General features: G+C 70.6%; 21 protein-coding genes. 8 read left to right on the top strand and 13 right to left on the bottom strand.

Features of this window, described 5'->3' with window-relative positions; translation table 11 throughout:
• Positions 1–15: 15 nt before the first annotated feature.
• From GH747_RS13250 to GH747_RS13205, 10 genes are all read right to left on the bottom strand, one after another.
• Positions 16–1,281: a lysophospholipid acyltransferase family protein gene (locus GH747_RS13250; protein WP_149770097.1), complete on the bottom strand. Its 1,266-nt coding sequence runs from the start codon at positions 1,279–1,281 to the stop codon at positions 16–18.
• The gene (locus tag GH747_RS13245) at positions 1,274–2,257 is read right to left on the bottom strand and encodes an NAD-dependent epimerase/dehydratase family protein (protein WP_149770096.1); all 984 of its coding nucleotides are present in this window, start codon (positions 2,255–2,257) and stop codon (positions 1,274–1,276) included. Before GH747_RS13245 ends, GH747_RS13250 begins: the two co-directional genes overlap by 8 nt.
• 15 nt (positions 2,258–2,272) lie before the next feature.
• Entirely contained in the window at positions 2,273–2,374 is a 102-nt protein-coding gene (locus GH747_RS13240) for a 30S ribosomal protein bS22 (protein ID WP_100414870.1), read from the bottom strand.
• Between the two features lie 122 nt (positions 2,375–2,496).
• Positions 2,497–3,687, bottom strand: coding sequence for an acetoin utilization protein AcuC (locus GH747_RS13235; protein WP_149770095.1), 1,191 nt, complete (start codon positions 3,685–3,687; stop codon positions 2,497–2,499).
• 37 nt (positions 3,688–3,724) lie between these two features.
• Positions 3,725–4,522, bottom strand: coding sequence for a pyrroline-5-carboxylate reductase (gene proC / locus GH747_RS13230; protein WP_149770094.1), 798 nt, complete (start codon positions 4,520–4,522; stop codon positions 3,725–3,727).
• 50 nt (positions 4,523–4,572) lie between these two features.
• On the bottom strand, positions 4,573–5,310 hold the full coding sequence (locus GH747_RS13225) for an ABC transporter permease (protein ID WP_149770093.1): 738 nt from the start codon (positions 5,308–5,310) through the stop codon (positions 4,573–4,575).
• Positions 5,307–6,032: an ABC transporter ATP-binding protein gene (locus GH747_RS13220; RefSeq protein ID WP_149770092.1), complete on the bottom strand. Its 726-nt coding sequence runs from the start codon at positions 6,030–6,032 to the stop codon at positions 5,307–5,309. The genes GH747_RS13225 and GH747_RS13220 overlap by 4 nt, the downstream gene beginning before the upstream one ends.
• A 9-nt stretch (positions 6,033–6,041) precedes the next feature.
• Positions 6,042–6,635: a TetR/AcrR family transcriptional regulator gene (locus tag GH747_RS13215; protein ID WP_149770091.1), complete on the bottom strand. Its 594-nt coding sequence runs from the start codon at positions 6,633–6,635 to the stop codon at positions 6,042–6,044.
• Between the two features lie 76 nt (positions 6,636–6,711).
• A complete protein-coding gene (locus GH747_RS13210; RefSeq protein ID WP_228552920.1) occupies positions 6,712–7,551 on the bottom strand; it encodes a sugar phosphate isomerase/epimerase family protein in 840 nt (279 codons plus the stop codon).
• A gap of 24 nt (positions 7,552–7,575) precedes the next feature.
• Positions 7,576–8,499: a Ppx/GppA phosphatase family protein gene (locus tag GH747_RS13205; protein ID WP_149770090.1), complete on the bottom strand. Its 924-nt coding sequence runs from the start codon at positions 8,497–8,499 to the stop codon at positions 7,576–7,578.
• A gap of 48 nt (positions 8,500–8,547) precedes the next feature.
• Here GH747_RS13205 and GH747_RS13200 point away from each other — a divergent pair, with 48 nt between their 5' ends.
• The 6 genes from GH747_RS13200 to disA all read left to right on the top strand — a co-directional run bounded on the left by GH747_RS13200 (position 8,548) and on the right by disA (position 15,282).
• Positions 8,548–9,294, top strand: coding sequence for a DUF3109 family protein (locus tag GH747_RS13200; RefSeq protein WP_149770089.1), 747 nt, complete (start codon positions 8,548–8,550; stop codon positions 9,292–9,294).
• A 43-nt stretch (positions 9,295–9,337) separates the two neighbouring features.
• The gene (locus tag GH747_RS13195; RefSeq protein WP_149770088.1) at positions 9,338–9,976 is read left to right on the top strand and encodes a VOC family protein; all 639 of its coding nucleotides are present in this window, start codon (positions 9,338–9,340) and stop codon (positions 9,974–9,976) included.
• Positions 9,977–10,043: 67 nt separating this feature from the next.
• A complete protein-coding gene (locus tag GH747_RS13190; RefSeq protein WP_149770087.1) occupies positions 10,044–12,107 on the top strand; it encodes an alginate lyase family protein in 2,064 nt (687 codons plus the stop codon).
• Between the two features lie 123 nt (positions 12,108–12,230).
• On the top strand, positions 12,231–12,677 hold the full coding sequence (locus GH747_RS13185) for a hypothetical protein (RefSeq protein WP_149770086.1): 447 nt from the start codon (positions 12,231–12,233) through the stop codon (positions 12,675–12,677).
• Between the two features lie 67 nt (positions 12,678–12,744).
• Positions 12,745–14,145: a DNA repair protein RadA gene (radA, locus tag GH747_RS13180; protein WP_149770085.1), complete on the top strand. Its 1,401-nt coding sequence runs from the start codon at positions 12,745–12,747 to the stop codon at positions 14,143–14,145.
• Positions 14,146–14,193: 48 nt separating this feature from the next.
• Positions 14,194–15,282, top strand: a complete 1,089-nt coding sequence (gene disA, locus GH747_RS13175) for a DNA integrity scanning diadenylate cyclase DisA (RefSeq protein WP_228552919.1) — start codon at positions 14,194–14,196, stop codon at positions 15,280–15,282.
• Between the two features lie 5 nt (positions 15,283–15,287).
• On the opposite strand, the gene GH747_RS22445 is transcribed toward disA, so the two are convergent.
• The gene (locus GH747_RS22445; RefSeq protein ID WP_153816628.1) at positions 15,288–16,055 is read right to left on the bottom strand and encodes a hypothetical protein; all 768 of its coding nucleotides are present in this window, start codon (positions 16,053–16,055) and stop codon (positions 15,288–15,290) included.
• A gap of 46 nt (positions 16,056–16,101) precedes the next feature.
• Between GH747_RS22445 and GH747_RS13165 the strand changes: the two genes are divergently transcribed.
• Positions 16,102–17,016 (top strand): HhH-GPD family protein, encoded by a 915-nt coding sequence (locus tag GH747_RS13165; protein ID WP_149770083.1) that lies wholly within the window; start codon positions 16,102–16,104, stop codon positions 17,014–17,016.
• A gap of 64 nt (positions 17,017–17,080) precedes the next feature.
• Here the strand turns inward: GH747_RS13165 and GH747_RS13160 are convergent, their stop codons facing one another.
• Positions 17,081–19,618: an ATP-dependent Clp protease ATP-binding subunit gene (locus GH747_RS13160; RefSeq protein WP_149770082.1), complete on the bottom strand. Its 2,538-nt coding sequence runs from the start codon at positions 19,616–19,618 to the stop codon at positions 17,081–17,083.
• Positions 19,619–19,892: 274 nt separating this feature from the next.
• On the opposite strand from GH747_RS13160, the gene GH747_RS13155 reads away from it, so the two are divergent.
• On the top strand, positions 19,893–20,843 hold the full coding sequence (locus GH747_RS13155; protein WP_205602937.1) for a class I SAM-dependent methyltransferase: 951 nt from the start codon (positions 19,893–19,895) through the stop codon (positions 20,841–20,843).
• On the opposite strand, the gene GH747_RS13150 is transcribed toward GH747_RS13155, so the two are convergent.
• Positions 20,813–21,875 (bottom strand): hypothetical protein (locus tag GH747_RS13150; protein WP_163695610.1); only part of this gene is annotated, 1,063 nt, incomplete at its 5' end. The genes GH747_RS13155 and GH747_RS13150 overlap by 31 nt on opposite strands.

Genomic DNA, 21,875 nt, shown 5'->3' with positions numbered 1-21,875 from the left:
CGCCGAGCACCACCGCTAGACGAAGGGGTGGCCGCGGTCGACCAGCAGCGCGTACAGCGTCTGCTGGATCGTCTCGCGCACCTGGTCGGTCACGTTGAAGACCAGCATCGGGTCGTCCGCGGCCTCGGGCGGGTAGGCGTCGGTGCGCACCGGCTCGCCGAACTCGATGATCCACTTGCTCGGAAGCGGGATCAGCCCGAGCGGGCCGAGCCACGGGAAGAACGGGGTGATCGGGACGTACGGGATGCCGAGGAGGCGCGCGAGCGACGGGACGTTGCCGACCAGCGGATAGATCTCCTCGGCACCGACGATCGAGACCGGGACGATCGGCACCCCGGCACGCATCGCCGCCGACACGAAACCTCCCCGGCCGAAGCGCTGCAGCTTGTAGCGCTCGCTGTACGGCTTGCCGATGCCCTTGAAGCCCTCGGGCCAGACCCCGACGATGTGGCCGTCGGCGAGCAGGCGCTCGGCGTCCTCGTTGCAGGCCAGCGTCGCGCCCATCTTGCGGGCGAGCTCGCCCACGAAGGGCAGGTCGAAGACCAGGTCGGCGCCCAGCAGCCGGAGCGTGCGCTGCCCGTGGTCGTTGACGGTCAGCATCGTCATCAGGGCGTCCACCGGCACGGTGCCGGAGTGGTTGGCGACGACCAGCGCACCGCCGTCGGCAGGGATGTGCTCGGCGCCGCGGACCTCGATCCGGAACCACTTGTCGGCGATCGGACGCAGGGCGGCCATCGCGATCGCGTGCAGCTGAGGGTCGAGCCCGAACTCGTCGATCTCGTAGCTGCCGGTGAGCCGTCGCCGCAGGGTCGACAGGAGCACCGCCGCCTTGCCCTCCCAATCCTCACCGAGAACGGTGCGTGCCCCGTGGGCGAGGGCTGCGACCAGGTCCGAGAGCGGGATACCGGGTCGCTCGTCGTCGGCAGGCTCGGGGGCGTCGTTGACGATGAGCGAGAACGCGGGCCGCGCGGTGGCCTCCTCGGGGGAGGAGTCCTCCGAGGCGGAGCCCTCCGGGGGCGGAGCGGGCGCGGCCTTCTTGGTGGTGCGCTTCACGGTCTTCTTGACGGTCTTCGCGGCGGGACGCGGATCCTCGGCGGGAGCCGAGGGGTCCGAAGCAGGTTCGGCGTCCGGCGCCGGCTTCGGCGCAGCCTTCGGCGCCGGTCGCGCCGAGCCACCAGCGAGCGAGCGAGCCGCCGACGACGGCGTGGCGCTCCCGGTCCCGCGACCCGGACGCCCACCCGTACCGAGGGGGACCGTGGGCTCCTGCGGTGCGTCAGGCATACGTGCCTCCGAGGGCGGAGAGAAGGCCGGGCTCGATAGCCTCGGCGAACGCGTCGAGCGTCTGCGGTGTCGAGTAGAGGACCTCGTAGCCGAGCTCGCGCTCGAGCTTCGAGCCGTCGCACACCCGGCCGTACATGAAAAGGCGGGTCAGCTCGGGCGTGAAGTCGGAGCTCATCAGCCGCACCATGCGGTGGGTGACGCCGTTGAACCCGACCGACGGCAGGCGCAGCATCGGCCGACCGAGCCGGCGCGCCGCCTGGCTCAGCGTCACGACCTGCGGGCCGACGACGTTGTACGTGCCGTCGACGTTGCCGGTCGCGGCGAGCGCGAGGACGTTCAGCGCGTCGTACGGGTGCAGGAACTGCAGCCGCGGGTCGTAGCCGAGGACGGCCGGGAGGACCGGGAGCCGGAGGTACTCGCTGAACGGCGACAGCACGTCTCCGGCGAGGACGTTGCCGAGCCGGAACGTCGCGACGGCGACGTCGGGCCGCCTACGGCCGAAGCCGCGGACGTACGCCTCGACGTCCACCGCGTCCTTCGGAAAGCCGTGCATCGTCCCGGACCGCGCAGGAGTCTGCTCGGTGAACATCGCCGGGTTGCGGGCCGAGGTGCCGTACACCGCGGTCGACGACGCGACCACGAGCCGCTCGACGTTGCGGGAGTTCTGGCAGGCCGCGAGGAGCTGCATCGTCCCGATGACGTTGATCTCCTTGACGGCGCTCGTCGACCCGAGCTGGCGCTGCGGCGCTGCGACGTTCGTGTGCACCACGGTGTCGACGTCCTCGACTGCGAGGACCTTGCCGACCACCGGAGTCCGGATGTCGGCACGCACGTACTTGATGCCGTGCATGTCCCCGGTCGGCGGCTGGACGTCGAGCCCGACCACCTTGTCCACGCCTGGCGTGACCGCGAGACGGCGCGCGAGCCTCGACCCGAGATCGCGCGCGACTCCGGTCACCAGGACGACGCGACCCATGGTGCGCCTGCTGGGCTACTTGCCGAGCTTGCGACGCTGGACGCGCGTGCGCTTGAGGAGCTTGCGGTGCTTCTTCTTCGACATGCGCTTGCGGCGCTTCTTGATGACAGAACCCACGGTTCACCTTCTTTTGTTCACACAGCCTGTGGCGCGAGATGCCCCGGACGTGGGACAACCCCCGCCAAGCGTACGGGCAGTGCGGGCAAAGACGTGAACCGGCCCGTGACGCGGACGGGAGGTCAGGGCATCGGATCGAGCCCGTACATCGGGAAGACGGCGTTGCGGGTGCTCAGGATCTGCCGGTCGAGCCAGCTTGCCGGGTCGTAGCCCTCGCGCCAGTCACGGTACGACGGGGTGCGGCCGTCGGTCATCCGCAGCGGCGCGGCGCCGCCGCTCTTGAGCTCCGACACGTGGGCGCGCCAGTGCGGCGGGGTCGGCGTCGACGGGTGGATCTCGTGGCCGCCCACGATGGCCATCAGGTGGGCCCAGGAGCGCGGCACGACGTCGGTCACGGCGTAGCCGCCACCGCCGTACGCGACCCAGCGCCCGCCGCAGACCTCGTCGGCCAGGTCGCGGAGCGCAAGGTACGAGGCGCGCTGGCCGTCGACGCTCAGCATCAGGTTGGTCAGCGGGTCGTCCATGTGGGAGTCGCAGCCCTGCTGGGTGACGAGCACGTCCGGCTTGAACTCGCGCACGATCGCGGGGACGACCGCGTGGTAGGCGCGGAGCCAGCCGGCGTCGGAGGTGCCCGGCGGCAGCGCGACGTTCACCGAGGCGCCGACCGCGTCGCCGATCCCCGTCTCCGTCGCGAGCCCGGTGCCGGGGAAGAGCGTCTGCGGGGTCTCGTGCAGCGAGATCGTGAGGACCCGCGGGTCGTCGTAGAAGACCTTCTGGACGCCGTCGCCGTGGTGGGCGTCCACGTCGACGTACGCGACGCGCTGGGCGCCGTGGTCGAGGAGCCAGCGGATCGCCACCGCGACGTCGTTGTAGATGCAGAAGCCGCTGGCCCGGTCGGGCATCGCGTGGTGGAGTCCGCCGCAGACGTTGATCGCGCGAAGCCTCCCGCCGGTCCACACCTGACGCGCGGCCTCGACCGACGCCCCGACGATGAGGGAGCTTGCGGCGTGCATGTGGGCGAAGGTCGGGTTGTCGTCGGTGCCCAGCCCGACCGCGAGGTTGGAGGCCGTGGGGTCGTCGCTCGCCGCCTTCACCGCCGCGATGTAGTCGGGCGTGTGGACGGTCGCGATCAGGTCGTCGTCGGCCGGGACGGCGGGGATCTTCACCAGGTCGGCACCGACCACGCCGAGCTCGCCGGCCAGCTCCATCGCGAGGCCCACCCGGATGGGCGCCATGGGGTGGGACGGGCCGAAGTCGTAGCCGGTGAGGCTGTCGCTGCTGACGACGCACGCGGGGCCGGCTCCGTGATCCATGCCACCCAGCGTAGCCCGCAGGTGATGCAGGTCTCGCTCAGCCGCCGATCGCACGCGAACGGTCGCGCGACGCCTCGGTCGCGGCGAGGAACGCGGCACGCAGGCCACGCTCCTCGAGCTGCCGGAGTCCCGCCGCCGTCGTGCCCCCCGGAGAGGTGACGCGCTCACGGAGCACGGCGGGGTGCTCGCCGGTCTCGGCGGCCAGCCGCGCGGCTCCGACGAAGGTCTGCACGGCGAGCTGGGTGGACGTCGTCCGCGGTAGGCCGAGGTGGACGCCCGCCTCGGTCAGGGCCTCGATCGCCAGGAAGACGTACGCCGGTCCCGACCCGGAGACCGCACCAGCGGCGTCCTGGAGCTTCTCGGGAAGGCGTACGACCGTGCCGACCGCGCTCATGATGTCCTCGACGACCGCGAGCTGGGCGTCGTCACAGCAGCTCCCCGCCGAGATCACGGAGACGCCGGCACCGACCTGGGCGGGCGTGTTGGGCATGACGCGCACGACCGGGGTGCCGCCGGGCAGCGCCGCCTCGAGCGAGCTGGTGGTGAGACCGACCGCGAGCGAGACGACCAGCGCACCTGGGCGCAGGCGCGGACCGATCTGCCCGAGCAGCCCTGGGACGTCGACCGGCTTCACGCCGACGAGGACGACGTCCGCCTTCGCGGCCGCCGAGACGGCATCGGTCACCTCGACCGCGTACGACGCGCGCAGCGCCGCGGCGTGCTCCTCGCGTCGCACGGCCAGGACGAGATCGTCCGGGGACCAGCCCTTGGCCAGCATCCCGGAGACGATCGCCTCCCCCATCGCACCGGCCCCGACCACCGCAACTGTGCTCATGGTCCGAGGATAGGGGAGGCGACGAGCGCCCTCGGTCGTCGGCGACCGCCTCAGGGCGTACGGCGGCGGAGCGTGGCCGAGCCCAGCAGCAGGCCACCGACGGTGAAGGCGAGCAGCGCGACGACGTCCCAGGTGAGAGCGGTCGTCCACTGGGCGTGCAAGGTCACCTCCGTCGTCGCGTCGACGGCGTAGGACAGCGGTGTCGCGTACGACACCCACTCGAGCACCTGGGGCAGCTCGTCGCGCGGGACGAGCAGCCCGCACACCAGCAGCTGCGGCAGCACGAATGCCGGCATGAACTGCACCGCCTGGAACTCCGTCGCAGCGAACGCCGACACGAGCAGGCCGAGCGCCGTCCCGAGGACGCCCGACAGCACCGCCACCAGCACGAGCGGCCCGACGCCGCCCCGCACGTCGAGGCCGAGCACCCACACCGAGAGGCCCGCCGCGAGGAACCCCTGGACGAGCGCGACCGCCCCGAACGCCAGCGCGTAGCCCAGAAGGAAGTCCAGCTTGCCCATCGGCAGGGTGAAGAGGCGCTCCAGGGTGCCTGAGGTGCGCTCGGACAGCGTCGTGATCGACGTGACCAGGAACATCACCACGAGCCCGAACACGCCGAGCAGCTGAGGCCCGATCGTGTCGAAGAGGTCGCTGTTGCCGGAGTAGACCCACCACAGGAGGGTGATCAGGGCGCACGGCACCACGAGCATCAGCGCCATCGTCCGGTGGTCGTGCCGCAGCTGACCGAGGACGCGGGCCGCGATCGCCGCCGTGATGCGTCCGGTCACGCCGCACCCTCGTCGATCAGGGCGAGGAACGCGGCCTCGACGTCGTCGGTGCCGGTCCGCTCGAGCAGACCGGCCGGCGTGTCCTCGGCCAGCAGCGCGCCGTCTCGGAGCAGGAGGAGGTCGTCGCACCGTTCGGCCTCGTCCATCACGTGGCTCGACACGAGAAGCGAGATGCCCTCGCTCGCGAGCGCGGCGAACAGGTCCCACAGCCGGACCCGGAGCACGGGGTCGAGCCCGACGGTCGGCTCGTCGAGCACCAGCAGCCTCGGCGAGCCGAGCAGCGCGGAGGCCAGGGAGACCCGGCTCCGCTCGCCACCGGAGAGACGGCCGACCATCGTGTCGGCGTACCGGGCGAGGTCGACGACCTCCAGCACCCGGTCCACGTCCTGGAGCGAGACACCGAGGACGCAGGCGAAGAACCGGACGTTCTCGGCGACCGTCAGACCGGGATAGACGCTCGGCGACTGGGTCACGTAGCCGACCCGGTCCCGCAGCACTGGTGACCCGGCGGGCTCGCCGAGCACCCGCACGGCACCGCCCGCGACCGCCTGCACCCCGACGATCGCGCGGATCAACGTCGACTTGCCGGAGCCGGACGGCCCGAGGAGACCGGTGATGCGGCCGGACCGCACCGTGCACGAGAGGCCCGCGATGACCACACGTCCGCCGCGGACGACGTGGAGCTGCTCGACTGCGACCGCCGGGAGCTCCGTCCTCGCCATGCCGCGATGCTAGACCGTGTCGGCGACCCGGGCGAGGTCGAGATGCTGCTGGGCCACCGGGCCGACCAGCGCGACGACCTCGTCCACCGGCATCGACGCCAGCGGCTCCACCTCGAGGAGGTAGCGCGCCGACACCAGCCCGACCATCATGGCGAGCAGCAGTGCCGCGACCTCCGGCGGCGCGTCGGGGCGATGACGCTGGAGCACCTCGCCGATCGTCTCGCGCATCACGAAGTCGCGCACGATGTCGCCCTGGCCGGCGGTGCCGAGGCCGCTGCGCGAGATCGCGATGACGGCTTCCCGGTTGACCGGCTCGTCCCACGACGTGACGAGCGCCCGGATGAGAGCACCGCCGACGTCGTCCGAGGCGGCGACGAGAACCGGCGCCAGGACCTCGGACGGGGCGACCGGCAGCGAGAGCGCGGCGGTGACCAGACGCTGCTTGTCCTTGAAGTAGTGGTGGACGAGCGCTGGGTCGACAGCGGCTCGGCGGGCCACGGCGCGCAGCGATGTCCCGTCGTATCCGTGCTGCGCGAGCTCCGCGCGCGCAGCGGCGAGGATCTCGCCACGGGTATCGGGTGCGCCAGGGCGCCTGCCAGCCATAAGCGGAAGAGTACGACCGCTCGCGGGTCGTGACGGAAGGTTGTTCAAACAGCGACCGAGATGTCTGCCCGGCTGCTCACGCGTCCGGAGCGGCCTGCGCGGCAGCGGCCAGGTGGAGACGGGTGAAGGCGAGCGCCTCGGCGAGGTCGGCCTCGCGCTGTGCACGGTCGGCGGCCTTGCGGGTCGTGACCTCGACGGCGATGTCGCCCGCGTAGCCGCCCTCGGCCAGCAGCCCGAGAAGCTCGCCCACCGGCTGGTGGCCTCGACCCGGCACCAGGTGCTCGTCGCGCGCCGAGCCCGTGCCGTCACCGAGGTGGACGTGGGCGAGACGGTGGCCGAGCTCCACCGCCATCTCCACCGGGTCGCTGCCCGACGTCGCGCAGTGCGACACGTCGAGCGTGACGTGCTCGTAGCCGAACGCGACCGGGTCCCACCCCGGCGCGTAGGCCTGGAACTCTCGCTTGCCGGTCCGCCACGGGTACATGTTCTCCACCGCGAACACGACGCCTGCGCTCTCCTCGAGCCCGGCGACGCCGGCCTCGAACGCGCGGGCGTACTCGCGCTGCCAGCGGAACGGCGGGTGCACGACGACGAGGCCGGCACCGCACGCCTTCGCCATCTCGGCGCTCTTCTCGAGCTTCACCCAGTTGTCGGTCCCCCAGACCCGCTGGGTGATCAGCAGGCACGGCGCGTGGATGGACAGCACCGGGATGTCGTAGCGCTCCTGGAGCCCCACGACGGCCTCGATGTCGGCGCTCGTCGCGTCGGTCCCGACCATCACCTCGACGCCGTCGTAGCCGAGCCGCTTCGCGAGCTCGAAGCCCGCCTCCGTCGGCTCCGGATAGACCGACGACGTCGACAAGGTCACCCGTGCGGACGGCACGGAGACGGGGAGGTCGGAGTCGGTCGCGGACACGGAACCAAGGTTACGGGGGCGTGCTCACATGTGGTCGTGGCGCTCGATCAGCACGCCCTCGCGCAGCGCCCACGGACAGATCTCGAGCTCCGGGAGGTCGAACAGGTCCATCAGTGCGTCCGCGACGACGGCCCCGGCGACCATCTGGTGCGCGCGGGTCGGGGAGACACCCGGCCGCTCGGCGATCTCGGCGACCGAGAGCGTGCGCAGCTCGTCCAGGTGGGCGCCGAGCAGGTCGCGACGCAGCGCCCGGCGGGCGTACGGGCCGGCCTCCGACGGCGCCGCGCCGCACAGGCGCGCCAGCGAGCGGAAGGTCTTGCTGGTCGCGACGACGTGGTCGAAGTCGCCGCCGCGGCGCAGCGCACCGACGTTGCCGGCGATCTGCTGGCGGACGAACAGCCGCAGCGCGTCGTACTCGGCGTCGGTCGGCACCCCCTCGGGGAACCAGTCGCGGGTGAGGCGCCCGGCACCGAGCGGGAGCGACGTGCACACGTCAGGCGTCTCGTCGCGGCCGGTCGCGATCTCGAGGGAGCCGCCGCCGATGTCGAAGACGCCGAGGCGGCCCGAGGACCACCCGAACCATCGGCGTACGGCGAGGAACGTGAGCCTCGCCTCCTCGTCGCCGGCGAGGACCTCGAGGCGTACGCCGGTCTGCGACTCGACCTTCGCGAGAACAGCGTCCGCGTTGACGGCGTCGCGCACGGCCGAGGTGGCGAACGCGATCACCTCGGAGCAGCCCTTGTCGGCGGCGACGGCGCGCGCCTCGTCGACGAACCGCACCAGCGCCTTGACCCCGCGCGAGTCCACGGCTCCCTCGGCGTCGAGGTGCTCGGCGAGGCGCAAGGGCTCCTTGTAGGTGAACGCAGGCAGGGGCGGGGCACCCCGGTAGGCGTCGACCACCAGGAGGTGCCCGGTGTTCGAGCCGATGTCGAGGACTCCGATACGCATGGTTCGAGCGTACCCACCGGGTTCGTCGCAGCGGTCTAGAGTGAGGGCGTGCCCGAGGTTCTGCTCGACTTTCCGCGAGCGTGGGTGGAGTTCCGCGACCCCGCCGACGACGACCAGGTCTTCCGCTGCGACCTCACCTGGCTGACCTCGCGGTGGTCGTGCATCTTCGGCCAGGGATGCCGCGGCATCTACGCCGACGCGCCCGACGTCGGCTGCTGCACCCTGGGCGCCCACTTCTCCGACGACGACGACTACCGGCGGGTGAAGAAGTACGTCAAGCAGCTCGGGCCGGAGGACTGGCAGCACCGCGCCGAGGGCAAGAAGCGCGGTTGGACGGAGACCGACGAGGACGGCGAGCTCAAGACCCGGACGTACGAGGGCGCGTGCATCTTCCACAATCGTGCGGGCTTCGAGGGCGGCACGGGATGTGCCCTGCACAAGCTCGCTCTCGACCGCGGCATCTCCTTCGTCGAGACGAAGCCGGACGTGTGCTGGCAGCTGCCGATCCGCCGCCAGTTCCGTGAGGTCGAGCGCGGCGACGGCACCTCGTACACCGAGGTCGCCATCGGCGAGTACACGCGCGCCGGGTGGGGCCCCGGCGGCCACGACCTCGACTGGTACTGCTCCGCCAACACCGAGGCCCACGTCGGCAGGGAGCCGGTCTACGTGTCGAGCGCCGACGAGCTGACCGCGCTGATGGGACCCGCGGCGTACGCGCAGCTGGTCACGCTGTGCGAGGAGCGGCTCGCGGCCGACCATCACCGGACGCGCCACCGCGCGGACCCCGGCGCCTGACCCCTCCCGCAGGACGCGATGTGGCTCAGGTCACAATGGCGGCATGCGCTTGGACCATCTCTCCTTCGCGGCCGGGCCTGACGGTCTCGCCGCGACCACAGCCCGCCTGAGCGACGCTCTCGGATCCCCCTTCGTCGACGGGGGCAACCACCCCCGGTTCGGCACCCGCAACATGGTGCTCCCGCTCGCGAGGGACCAGTACGTCGAGGTCGTCAGCGTCCTCGACCACCCCGCCTCCGACAAGGCTCCGTTCGGACAGGCCGTCCGCGCTCGCACCGAGCTCGGCGGCGGCTGGCTCGGCTGGGTCGTGCGGGTGGACGACATGGACCCCGTCGAGCGCCGGATGGGCCGGCACGCGGTCCCGGGCAACCGCCGGCGGCCCGACGGCTACAACCTGGAGTGGAAGCAGATCGGGGTGCGCGGGACGCAGGCCGACCCGCAGCTGCCGTTCGTGGTCCAGTGGGAGGTTCCCGACAGCGAGCACCCCTCGCGAGCAGCCGGGGCCACCGTTGCTCTCCGCTCGCTGGAGATCGCCGGGTCACCGGACCGCGTCACGACCTACCTCGGCGAGTCCGTACTCGACGCGCTCACCGACGTCGACGTGCAGTGGGTCGCGCCGAACGGGATGCCGGGCATCGTGGCCGCCACGTTCGCGACGCCGACAGGCGACGTCCGCATCTGACCGGGGTTGATCCGCTACTGTGCGGTTCACCCGCGCGGCCGATGGCCATCCGAGCCACGGAGCGTCGATGGATCTGAACCGAGAGGGCAGACAATTGTCGCGGTCACGTATCCCGATCACGCTGACGCTGATCGTCACACTCCTCGGCGTCGCGCCGTTGTGGCTCCCTGCGTCGACTTCGGCTGATGCCATGACGACACCTTGTACGACGTCGGACATCACCACCGATCCCTCCTTCCTGGGCGACTGGGATGGCGACGGGATCGACACACCCGGCATCCGACGCGGACGATCATTCCTCCTCAGCGACTTTCTGGGAACCAGCGAATGGGCCCACGACATCCCGTTCGGGACCCCCTCCGACACTCCGCTGGTCGGCGACTGGAACGGCGACGGAATCGACACGCCGGGAGTGAAGCGGGGGAACGTCTACTTTCTGCTGTACGACTCAACGTCAGCGTCCCCCATCGCCTTCTCCTGGGGAAGAGCGACGGACAACGTCGTGGTCGGAGATTGGGACGGCGACGGTCACGACACGATCGGACTGCACCGCCTCCCGAACTCCTTCTTTCTCAGCGCAGGTGACCACCTCGCCAACGTCACGAACAATCTCCCAACTTCCTCGTACGCGACGTTTACCTTCGGCACCGCATCCGACATCCCCCTCGCGGGGCATTGGTTGACCAGCGGCAAAGACACGATCGCGTTGCGACGCCCCGCGGAAAACAGCTGGATCATCCGAAAGGACGACGGCACTGGCACGTCCCCACATGTGTGGGGAGATCCGTGCGGAGCTCCGATCGCGGGGTCCGTGTCAGCGACGCAACCCCTGTCGTCATTCGGCCTTCGGCTCGGCACCTCGTGGTCGATGGAGGGCGAGGTCTCGTTCAGGTATCCGAAGCCGACCGTGTGGACATCGAGCGAGGAACTTGCTCGCGCAAGGGCGCAGGTGTCCGAAGGCGTTCAACCATTCGCCCGCAGCTACGCGTGCCTCAAAGAGACATTCGTGCCGGGGAGCGCAGCCGGGTACACATGCGTACGGTCCGCAGTGTCCCCGCCGATCCCGGACCTGGCGACCTACGTCCCAGCATCGCCGTATCAGGGGCCGGAGTATGAGAGGTACAAGAACCTTGCCCGGCGCGAGGCAGGATATGCGCGCGACTTAGCACTCGTCTCTCGCATCGACAGTGATTCAGCGACCCGGGAGCTTGCCGGCGAGAAGCTGGTCGACCTTATGCTGGCATGGGCTGACGACCCCGAGATGAGTGACAGGATCGCCACCACCGATCCCACCAGACCCGCTGCTGAGGCGGAGCTGCTCAAGCGACGGGCGGGGATGATCATCTCGCGCGCGGCGGTCAACTTTGCCAATGCGTACGCCGTCGCATTCGGCTCGTTCCTTCCCGAGCAGCGAGTCCGTGTCGAGGCTTGGCTGCGGGAACTGTCGCGACAGATCGCCGTCAGCCACGAGCGGTGGACTGTCCAGACCTTCGACAACCAGACGATCGCGCACACCATGGGACGGCTGGCGATCGGGCTCGCCCTCGATGATCGCGCGATGATCGACGAAGCACTCGTGAACAACCGCGACCGGATGCGCGTGCTCTTCGAAGGGGCATTGCTGCGCGCGAACGCACCCGCGAGCGAGCTGCACGACAAAGACTTCACGTACTACCAGGGCGGGGGCAAGCCCGCCACGCGCAAGGGCGAGCTGTACGACCGGTACAGGTCCTGGTACGGAAACGAGGGCCACGGGCTCTACTACGCCGTGCACAGCCTGAGGGAGCTAACGCTCCTGGCCGAGATGGCGACGAAGAGTCGATACGACCCTGGCATCTTCGAGATCACCACCTCGAAAGGAGTCTCACTGAAGGATGCGTTCCTCTTCTACGCGCCGTTCTACAGCAGCGACCTCATCGAAGACCCCAGCTACACAGGTTACTACAGCATGGATAAGCCGGAGAGCCGCCAACTCTCCGACGGCGCCCTGTGGGAGATCGCGGCACGCCAGTACGGCGGCTCGTCCCTGGCCGCCGTGATCGCTCGTCAAGACGGCTCCCTGCCGACGGGCGCGCGGTTCGACTTCGAGACCTTCGGCTTTGCCGCGCCCCTTCTGTTCCGTGAGCAATGACGCCGACAGGCGACGTCCGCATCTGACCGGGTTGCGATCGCCTTGCCGGAATTCTCCCGATGAATAGTTGAACTGAGTACTAGTGCGGATGCCCGGAGGGCGTCGACGATCCACCCTGGACGGATGAGCAGCGTCCTGCGGATCCCCGGGCACCCCAGCGAGGCGACCGTCGTCGTGATCTCGATGGCGGCGACCGCGGTGCTCGGCGCAACGGGCATCAACGTCCTGCTGACGACGAGCCCTGCGCGCGCGGGCTACCTCGCCGCCGCGGTGGCGGCCGGCGGCATCGCGCTCTGCTGCTTCGCCGGCGCGATCGCGCTGCTCCGTCTGACCGGGTGCCTGCGACCGGCGCTGTGGGGCTACCTCCCCGGGCTGGCCGCCGTCCTCGCTGCCGGGCTGCTGGTCAGCGAGCACGCGACCCGAGGAGCCACCGACCCGGTCGCCCCCGCGGTCGGGGCGCTCGTCCTGCTCCTTCCGAGCACGTGGATCCCGATCTACGCCGCCGTCCACGCGCACCTCGAGAGCCGACGCGAGGACGCCGCCGTACGCTCCTGGCGCGGCCGCATCTAGACACCCGCCCGACGCGCTCCGGGCGAGCCCCCGCCGTCCTGTCCGACCTCTCGCCTAGCGTGTGCACGTGAGCAGAGCCCGGACGACCTTCTCCTGCAGCAGCTGCGGGGCCGAGTTCGGCAAGTGGTACGGACGCTGCCCGAAGTGCCAGGAGTTCAGCACGGTCGCCGAGAGCGCGACCGTCGCCAAGGAGACCGGGCTCAAGGCCTCGTCTCAGGGGTCGGCGCCACGCCGGCCGGCTCGCCGCGTCTCGGAGATCAGGGACGACGAGGTCGGCGCCCGCCTGAGCACGGGCATCAAGGAGTTCGACCGCGTCCTCGGCGGCGGCCTCGTGGGCGGTCAGGTCCTGCTGCTCTCCGGCGAGCCGGGTGCCGGCAAGTCCACGCTGCTGCTCGCCTGCGCGAACGCCGTCGCCGCAGCCACCCGCCGGCCGGTCCTGTACGTCTCGGGCGAGGAGTCCGTCCAGCAGATCGCGACCCGCGCCCGCCGGGTGGGCGCGACGAGCGAGCACCTCTACCTCGCGGACACGAACGACCTCGGGGAGGCGATCGGCCACCTCGACGCCCTCGGCCAGGACGTCGCTCTGGTGATCGTCGACTCGGTGCAGACGATCGCCTCGTCCGACGTGGACGGCAGGGCGGGCGGCGTCACGCAGGTCATGGAGGTCGCGACGGCGCTGACGCGGCTGGCGAAGGCGCGCGGCATCCCGTTCTGCCTGGTCGGTCAGGTCACCAAGGACTCCAACGTGGCTGGCCCCCGCGCGCTCGAGCACGTCGCCGACACCACGTTGTCGATGGAGGGCGACCGGCACACCCCGCTGCGGCTGCTGCGCGCGGTCAAGAACCGCTTCGGGCCCGCGGACGAGGTCGCCTGCTTCGAGCAGACCGACGACGGCCTCACCGAGGTCGTCGACCCGAGCGGGCTCTTCCGCGGCATCCGGGACCAGCCGGTCCCGGGCACGTGCATCACCGTGACCGCCGAGGGCCGGCGCCCGATGATCGCCGAGATGCAGGCCCTGGTGTCGTCGACGAACGCACCCAACCCCCGCCGTGGGGTGAGCGGGCTCGACTCCTCGCGCGTCTCGATGCTGATCGCCGTCACCGAGCGCGTCGCCGGGGTGCGGCTCCACGACATGGATGTCTTCGCGGCGACGGTCGGCGGCATGCGGTCCAACGATCCTGGGAGCGATCTCGCGGTGTGCCTGTCGATCGCGTCGGCCGCCAGCGGGAGGCCGCTCCCGCTGGACCTCGCCGCCATCGGCGAGGTCTCGCTGTCGGGAGACATCAGGCGAGTCACGATGGTCGGTCAGCGCCTCCGCGAGGCGGACCGGCTCGGCTACCGACGCATCCTGGTGCCCAGCGGCACCCGCGAGGAGGTGCCCCTCGCTGGGCTCAAGGCGCAGGTGATCGAGGTCGCCACCATCCACCGCGCCATCACCGCCGTGAGCACGATGGTTCCGGACGCCTAGCCACTACACTGTTCTGAGTCATCGAACCGACCAACGCGGGGGCCACTGGTGTCGATCAACGATCGGGCGGGCGGGACGCCTTCGATCCTCAGGGCCACTCTCGCGTCCGTCGCACCCGGCACAGCGCTGCGTGAGGGCCTCGAACGCATCCTTCGCGGCCGCACCGGCGCCCTCATCGTCTTCGGCCAGGACAAGGACATCGACGCACTGTCCACGGGCGGGTTCACCCTCGACGTGCCCTTCACCCCGACGGCGCTCCGCGAGCTCGCGAAGATGGACGGCGCGATCATCCTCGACAAGGACGCGACCCGGATCCTCCAGGCGGGCGTCCACCTGATGCCCGACCCGTCGATCCCCACGCAGGAGACCGGCACCCGTCACCGCACCGCCGACCGTGTCGCACGCCAGACGAACGTCCCGGTGATCTCGGTGTCCGCGTCGATGCACATCATCGCCCTCTACGTCGACGGCACCCGCCGCGTCCTCGAGGAGGCCGGAGCCATCCTCGGACGAGCGAACCAGGCGCTCGCCACGCTCGAGCGCTACAAGCTCCGCCTCGACGAGGTCTCGGGCGCGCTGTCGGCTCTCGAGATCGAGGACCTCGTCACGGTGCGTGACGTCGCCGCCGTCGCGCAGCGCCTCGAGATGGTCACCCGCATCGCGGCCGAGATCGAGGACTACGTGCTCGAGCTCGGCACGGACGGACGTCTCCTCTCGCTGCAGCTCGACGAGCTCGTCACCGGCGTCGAGAGCGAGCGCGAGCTGATCGTGCGCGACTACGCCCCGGGCGGTCGACGCGGCAAGCCCCCCGCAGACGTCCTGGAGGACCTCTCTCAGATCGTGTCCGGCGACCTCGTCGATCTCGCGGCCGTGGCTCGCGCGCTCGGGCTCGGCACGGGCGAGCACCTGGAGTCAGCCGTGTCGCCGCGCGGCTACCGGCTCCTCGCGAAGGTCCCTCGCCTCCCCAATGCGGTCATCGAACGCCTGGTCGAGCACTTCGGCACGCTCCAGAAGCTCCTCGCCGCGAGCATCGAGGACCTCCAGACGGTCGACGGAGTCGGCGAGCTGCGCGCTCGCACGGTCCGTGAGGGCCTCTCCCGACTCGCCGAGTCGAGCATCCTCGAGCGCTACGTCTGACGCTGTCAGGGCGACGTGCTCGTCGTGGGCGTGCTTCCCGGCTTCGGTGACGCCGGGGTGCTCGGTGTCGGACCTCCTGTGCCCTGCGGTGCGGGCTTCGCGGTCGGCGGCGTCGGGGTCGGAGTCGGCGCGGGCGTCAGCGTGAACTCTGCGCTCACCGGGTCGCCGCCGAGCAGGGCCGCCTGGGCGGTGTAGCCCCCCGGCGCCACGAACTCCCCCTTGTCGTCGCAGGAGTCGGCGTCGGCTCGTCCGTTCCACGCGACCTCGACCACGGTGGCCCACGAAGGGTGCACATCGACCGTGCGGGCTTCGACGCCCTCGCAGGTCTGGGTGCTCCAGACCGCGCCGTCGTCACCCTTGACGCCCAGCACGAACGTCGAGGGATCGATGCGGACCGTGCACGGTTGGGGCGAGACGCTGACGACGCGCAGGGTCACGGCGACCGCACGCCCGGCGTACGCGCCTGCCCGGACCGACGGCGAGACCGTCACGGCCTCGGCAGGGCAGGCGCCCTGGACCGGCGCGAACCGTACGTCGACCTGGACGTCCTTCGCTTTGCGCGGCTTCTGCGCGGGGGCGGGAGCGGTCGCCGACGTGGCAGCGGTGGGCGTCGGCTCGGTCGCCTCCGGTTCCTTGGCGGACGAATCGCCCTCGCCTCCGACCACGCGGACCACGAACCAGCCGAGCAGGAGCACGATCGCGAGGAGGAGGAGACGGCGACGCCAGTACACCCCCGGGGGGAGTTTGCCCGCAGGCCGCATCACCGAGCTCACGCCCTCAAACTAACTTCCCGCGGCGCCGTGACAGGATCGACTCGCCATGGTCCTCCCCACGTCACCGCAACCTGTCGCCGGCACCGCCCTCGACGGGCTGCACGACGCCGTCTGCGACTGGTACGCCGCTAGCTCTCGTCCCCTCCCCTGGCGTCGCCCGACGACGACGGCGTGGCACGTCCTCGTCTCGGAGGTCATGCTGCAGCAGACCCCGGTCGACCGGGTCGCCCCGGTCTACGAGGAGTGGATCGCTCGCTGGCCCACGCCGCGCGCGCTCGCAGAGGTGGCCCCGGGGGAAGCCGTACGCGCGTGGGGTCGCCTCGGCTACCCGCGGCGTGCCCTGCGGCTCCACGCCAGCGCGACCGCGATCTGCGAACGCCACGACGGCGAGGTGCCGCGCGATCTCGAGGCGCTCCGCGCGCTCCCCGGCGTCGGCGAGTACACCGCGGCCGCCGTGGCCGTCTTCGCGTACGGCCAGCGGCACGCGGTGCTCGACACCAACGTCCGGAGGGTCCTCGGCCGCGTCCTGGGCGGCGACGCGCTGCCCGCTGCGACGATGTCGGTCGCCGAGCGCGAGCGCGCCCGGTCGGCGCTTCCGGCCGACACCGCGACCGCCGCACGGTGGTCGATCGGGTTGATGGAGCTCGGCGCCCTCGTGTGCACCGCCCGGGCGCCGGCGTGCTCGGTCTGTCCCATCCGCGACGGGTGCCGGTGGCACGCGGCCGGGCGACCGGCGTACGACGGCCCGGCCCGGCGCGGTCAGACCTACGCCGGCACGGACCGGCAGTGCCGAGGTCGGCTCCTCGCGGTGCTGCGCGACGCCGAGGGCGCCGTACCCGGGTCGGCGCTGCGGCAGGTCTGGGACGACGCGACCCAGCGGGAGCGGGCCCTCGACAGCCTGCTCGACGACGGGCTCGTGGTGAACGTCGGCGACGACGAGTACGCACTTCCCGGGACGTGAGAAGGGCCCGCGACCGAGGTCGCGGGCCCTTCTCGTGCTCTGCGGGTCAGGCCCGCAGCGGCGGTCAGCTTGCTGCCGACGCGTCCCCGGTCGTCCCACCGTTGGTGGTGCCGGCGGCGGCCTCCAGCGGCGTGTCCGGGAGCTCGGCCTTCGGCTCGCCCTTGAAGGTGAAGGTCGCGCTCGGACCCTCGCCCTCGACGTCGACCAGCACGATCTGGCCAGGACGGACCTCACCGAACAGCAGCTTCTCGGCGAGCGTGTCCTCGATCTCGCGCTGCACCGTGCGCCGCAGCGGTCGCGCACCGAGGACCGGGTCGAAGCCACGGCTCGCCAGGAGGTTCTTGGCGGCGGACGTGAGCTCCAGCGCCATGTCCTTGTCCTTGAGCCGCTTCTCGACCGAGTCGAGCATCATGTCGACCATGTCGATGATCTCGTCCTGCGTCAGCGGCGGGAAGACCACGATCTCGTCGACACGGTTGAGGAACTCGGGCCGGAAGTGCTGCTTCAGCTCCTCCGAGACCTTCGCCTTCATCTTGTCGTACGAGCCTGCGACGTCGCTGGCCTGGCTGAAGCCGAGGTTGACGCCCTTCGCGATGTCCCGGGTGCCGAGGTTCGTCGTCATGATGATGACGGTGTTCTTGAAGTCGACCACCCGGCCCTGCGAGTCGGTCAGGCGACCTTCCTCGAGGATCTGCAGCAGCGAGTTGAAGATGTCCGGGTGGGCCTTCTCGACCTCGTCGAACAGCACCACCGAGAACGGCTTGCGACGGACCTTCTCGGTGAGCTGGCCGCCCTCTTCGTAGCCGACGTAGCCCGGAGGCGAGCCGAACAGGCGGGAGACGGTGTGCTTCTCGGAGAACTCGCTCATGTCGAGCTGGATGAGCGCGTCGTCGTCGCCGAACAGGAAGTTGGCGAGCGCCTTCGAGAGCCAGGTCTTTCCGACGCCGGACGGGCCGGCGAAGATGAACGAGCCACCCGGGCGGCGCGGATCCTTGAGGCCGGCACGCGTGCGGCGGATCGCCCGTGACAGCGCCTTGATGGCCTCGTCCTGGCCGATGACCCGCTTGTGCAGCTCCTGCTCCATGTTGAGCAGTCGAGTCGACTCCTCCTCGGAGAGCTTCACGATCGGGATGCCGGTCGCGAGCGCCAGGACCTCGGCGATCAGCTCCTCGTCGACCTCGGCGACCTCGTCCATGTCGCCCGCGCGCCACTGCTTCTCGCGGTCGGTCTTGGCCGTGAGGAGCTCACGCTCCTCGTTGCGCAGCGCCGCCGCGGACTCGAAGTCCTGGACGTCGATCGCATTCTCCTTGCGGCGGCGGACGTCGACGATCTTCTCGTCGAAGTCGCGCAGGTCCGGCGGAGCGGTCATCCGGCGGATCCGCAGACGCGAACCGGCCTCGTCGACGAGGTCGATCGCCTTGTCCGGGAGGAACCGGTCGGAGATGTAGCGGTCGGCGAGCGTCGCGGCCGAGACGAGCGCCTCGTCCGTGATCGTGACCCGGTGGTGGGCCTCGTAGCGGTCGCGCAGACCCTTGAGCATCTCGATCGTGTGCGCGATCGACGGCTCCGCGACCTGGATCGGCTGGAACCGGCGCTCGAGCGCGGCATCCTTCTCGAAGTGCTTGCGGTACTCGTCGAGCGTGGTGGCACCGATGGTCTGCAGCTCACCACGGGCCAGCATCGGCTTGAGGATGCTGGCGGCATCGATCGCGCCCTCGGCTGCGCCGGCACCGACGAGCGTGTGGATCTCGTCGATGAAGAGCACGATGTCGCCGCGGGTGCGGATCTCCTTGAGGACCTTCTTGAGGCGCTCCTCGAAGTCGCCGCGGTAGCGCGAGCCTGCGACGAGCGCACCGAGGTCGAGCGTGTAGATCTGCTTGTCGCGCAACGTCTCGGGGACGTCGCCGCGGACGATGTCCTGCGCGAGGCCCTCGACGACCGTCGTCTTGCCGACGCCCGGCTCACCGATGAGGACCGGGTTGTTCTTGGTGCGGCGCGACAGCACCTGCATGACGCGCTCGATCTCCTTCTCACGCCCGATGACCGGGTCGAGCTTGCCCTCGCGGGCAGCCTGCGTGAGGTTGCGGCCGAACTGGTCGAGCACGAGCGAGCTGCTCGGGGCGGACTCGCCCGCGGGGGCGCCTGCCGCCGCGGTCTCCTTGCCCTGGTAGCCGCTCAGTAGCTGGATGACCTGCTGACGGACGCGGTTGAGGTCGGCTCCGAGCTTGACCAGGACCTGCGCGGCGACACCCTCGCCCTCGCGGATCAGGCCGAGCAGGATGTGCTCGGTGCCGATGTAGCTGTGGCCGAGCTGCAGCGCCTCGCGGAGGCTGAGCTCGAGGACCTTCTTGGCGCGCGGGGTGAAGGGAATGTGACCGCTGGGCGCCTGCTGACCCTGGCCGATGATCTCCTCGACCTGCTCGCGCACGGCCTCGAGCGAGATGCCCAGGTTCTCCAGCGCCTTGGCAGCGACTCCCTCACCCTCGTGGATGAGACCAAGAAGGATGTGCTCGGTGCCGATGTAGTTGTGGCTGAGCATGCGCGCCTCTTCCTGGGCGAGCACGACAACACGACGGGCGCGGTCGGTGAACCTCTCGAACATGCAACTCCCCTTGATCCGAGACCGTTCTGCGGGTCGGGTCTCTGTCCACCCCATGCTAGTCACGACCACCAACGTCGGTGGACCACCAGCACACCTGGGATTTGCCTGATTACAAGGGATCGCGGGCCTTCGTGCTTCCGTTGTTCACGCAGGGCGAACACCTCCGGGGCCGATGTTCACCGAGAGCGAACACGAGTTTCGCTGGTAGCGTGATCGCCGTCCCGCAGGATCAGCGCAGTCCTCTCATGTCGGCCACGTCAGGCGAGGAGCACAGATGAGCATACGGACCAGCCTCCGCTCCGGCCTCGAGTCGGTCGTCGGGGAGGAACGCACCCGGTCGCTCGTGCGCTCCGAGCGTGCGGCCCGCACCCGGCTCGCGAAGGCGATCGCCCCACCGCCGCCGCCTCCGAAGAAGCGGAAGGCCGGGAGGCGGTCCGCCGCCAGCAGGCTGCGACGGTCGGACCCGTTCACCCCTCACCCGAAGCCCACGATGTCGCGCCACGAGCTGCTCGCCGGTCTGCACGAGCGTCTGCAGCCGCGGACGTATCTGGAGATCGGCGTGCGTCACGGCGAGAGCCTCAGCCTTTCCTCCACGCGTTCGATCGGTGTCGACCCAGCTTTCAACATCGACCGCGAGATCGAGGCTGACGTGCAGCTCGTCCGCGCAACGAGCGACGACTTCTTCGCCCGCGAGGATCCACTGGCGCACTTCGCCGGCGTCCCGGTCGACCTGGCGTTCATCGACGGCATGCACCTCTCGGAGTTCGCTCTGCGCGACTTCCTCAACACCGAGGCCCACCTGGCGCGCACCGGCGTCGTGGTCTTCGACGACATGCTGCCCCGCAACTCCCTCGAAGCCGCACGCGACCGGCGTACGGTGCAGTGGGCCGGCGACGTCTTCAAAGTGGCCGAGGTGCTGCGCCGGCGACGGCCCGACCTCGTCGTGCTCCTCGTGAACACCTCACCGACCGGGACCGTGGTGGTGGCCGGGCTCGACCCGGGGGCGGCGCTGAGAGACGTTGTGTACGAGGCAGAGGTCGCATACTGCCTCACGCCGGACCCCCAGGAGGTTCCCCCGGAGTACCTCGACCGATCGACAGCCGTCAACGCGCGCGACCTCCTCGAGCTGGGCGCGTGGCACGAGCTGGTGAAGCGTCGTGATGCCGGAGGCGAGTCCCTCGACGACCTCTGGGATCAGCTGCGGTCGCTCCCCGTCGGAGGCTGAGCGTCCCCGGCCTGCCGGATGCGCAGCATCGCCGATGACGCCGCCGAGCACGTGAGGCGGGCTCGGAAGACCTCGCTGCCGTTCCGGTCCCGTACCCGCTGGGCGAGCACGTCGGCATGGACGTCGGGTTCGAGAGGGAGCGCCTGCACCGCGGGCTCGCCCAAGAAGCTGCTCCGCACCTGGAGGCGCCAGGTCCCGGGCTCGAGCGCGGGACCGACGAACCCGACGAAGGGCTGCACCCGCGCGTCGATCGTGATCTCCTGCAGCCACCCGTCGCCATCGCCCGGCTGCACGGCGACCGAGCGGCACTCCACCGGCCACTCGATCCCGGACTGGACGCTCCGGACGGAGAGCGACCCCCAGGGAACGTCATGCGGCCCCAGCGCGGCGCTGATCACGCCGCCGGGCGCCGCGAGCGCCGCGATCGTCCGGTCCGACTCCTTCTCGAGCGTGATGCGGTCGTCATCGCTGCGGACGCGGACCCGGAGCCGGACGTCCAGAGCCGTACCAGACCAGCCGACCTCCTCGACGTCGACGTGGCGCTGGAGGCTGCTCAGTGCCTGGCACACGGCGAGGAACGCGGGCTCGTCGTCCACCCGCAGCGTCTGGAACCGCAGCCTTCTCAGGACGGAGAGCTCGCGGTCGACCTCCTCGCCGAACGCACCGCGGACGAATGCGGCGGTCGACGCGAAGTAGGCGTGGCGGGCGGCCTGGGGTCGGCGGTCGAAGCGGTTGATGAACGTACGGCTGAAGCACTGCTGCGCGCCTTCGCGCCGTAGCTCCCTCGAGACGTCCGGGTCTGCGCCACGCTCGTCGGCGACGTCGAGGGCGGCGGTGTAGTAGCCCCAGTACCAGTCAGGATCTACCGCCTTGCTCGAGTTGTTGGTGCCGTCGCGACGACGGACCCAGCGGTAGCAAGGGTAGGACGCCAGCACCGACGCCACCGGCGCGCACGCGAACACCTGACCCATGAAGTGGTGATCCTCCAACCGCACCCGACCCTCCAGGAACCGGATCCCGTGCTCCATCAGG

This window comes from Mumia xiangluensis, from assembly GCF_010994095.1.
In the GTDB taxonomy this organism is placed as follows: Bacteria; Actinomycetota; Actinomycetes; order Propionibacteriales; family Nocardioidaceae; genus Mumia; species Mumia xiangluensis.
Note: the sequence above shows the minus strand (reverse complement) of the source record. Positions and strands in the feature narration are given on the sequence as shown.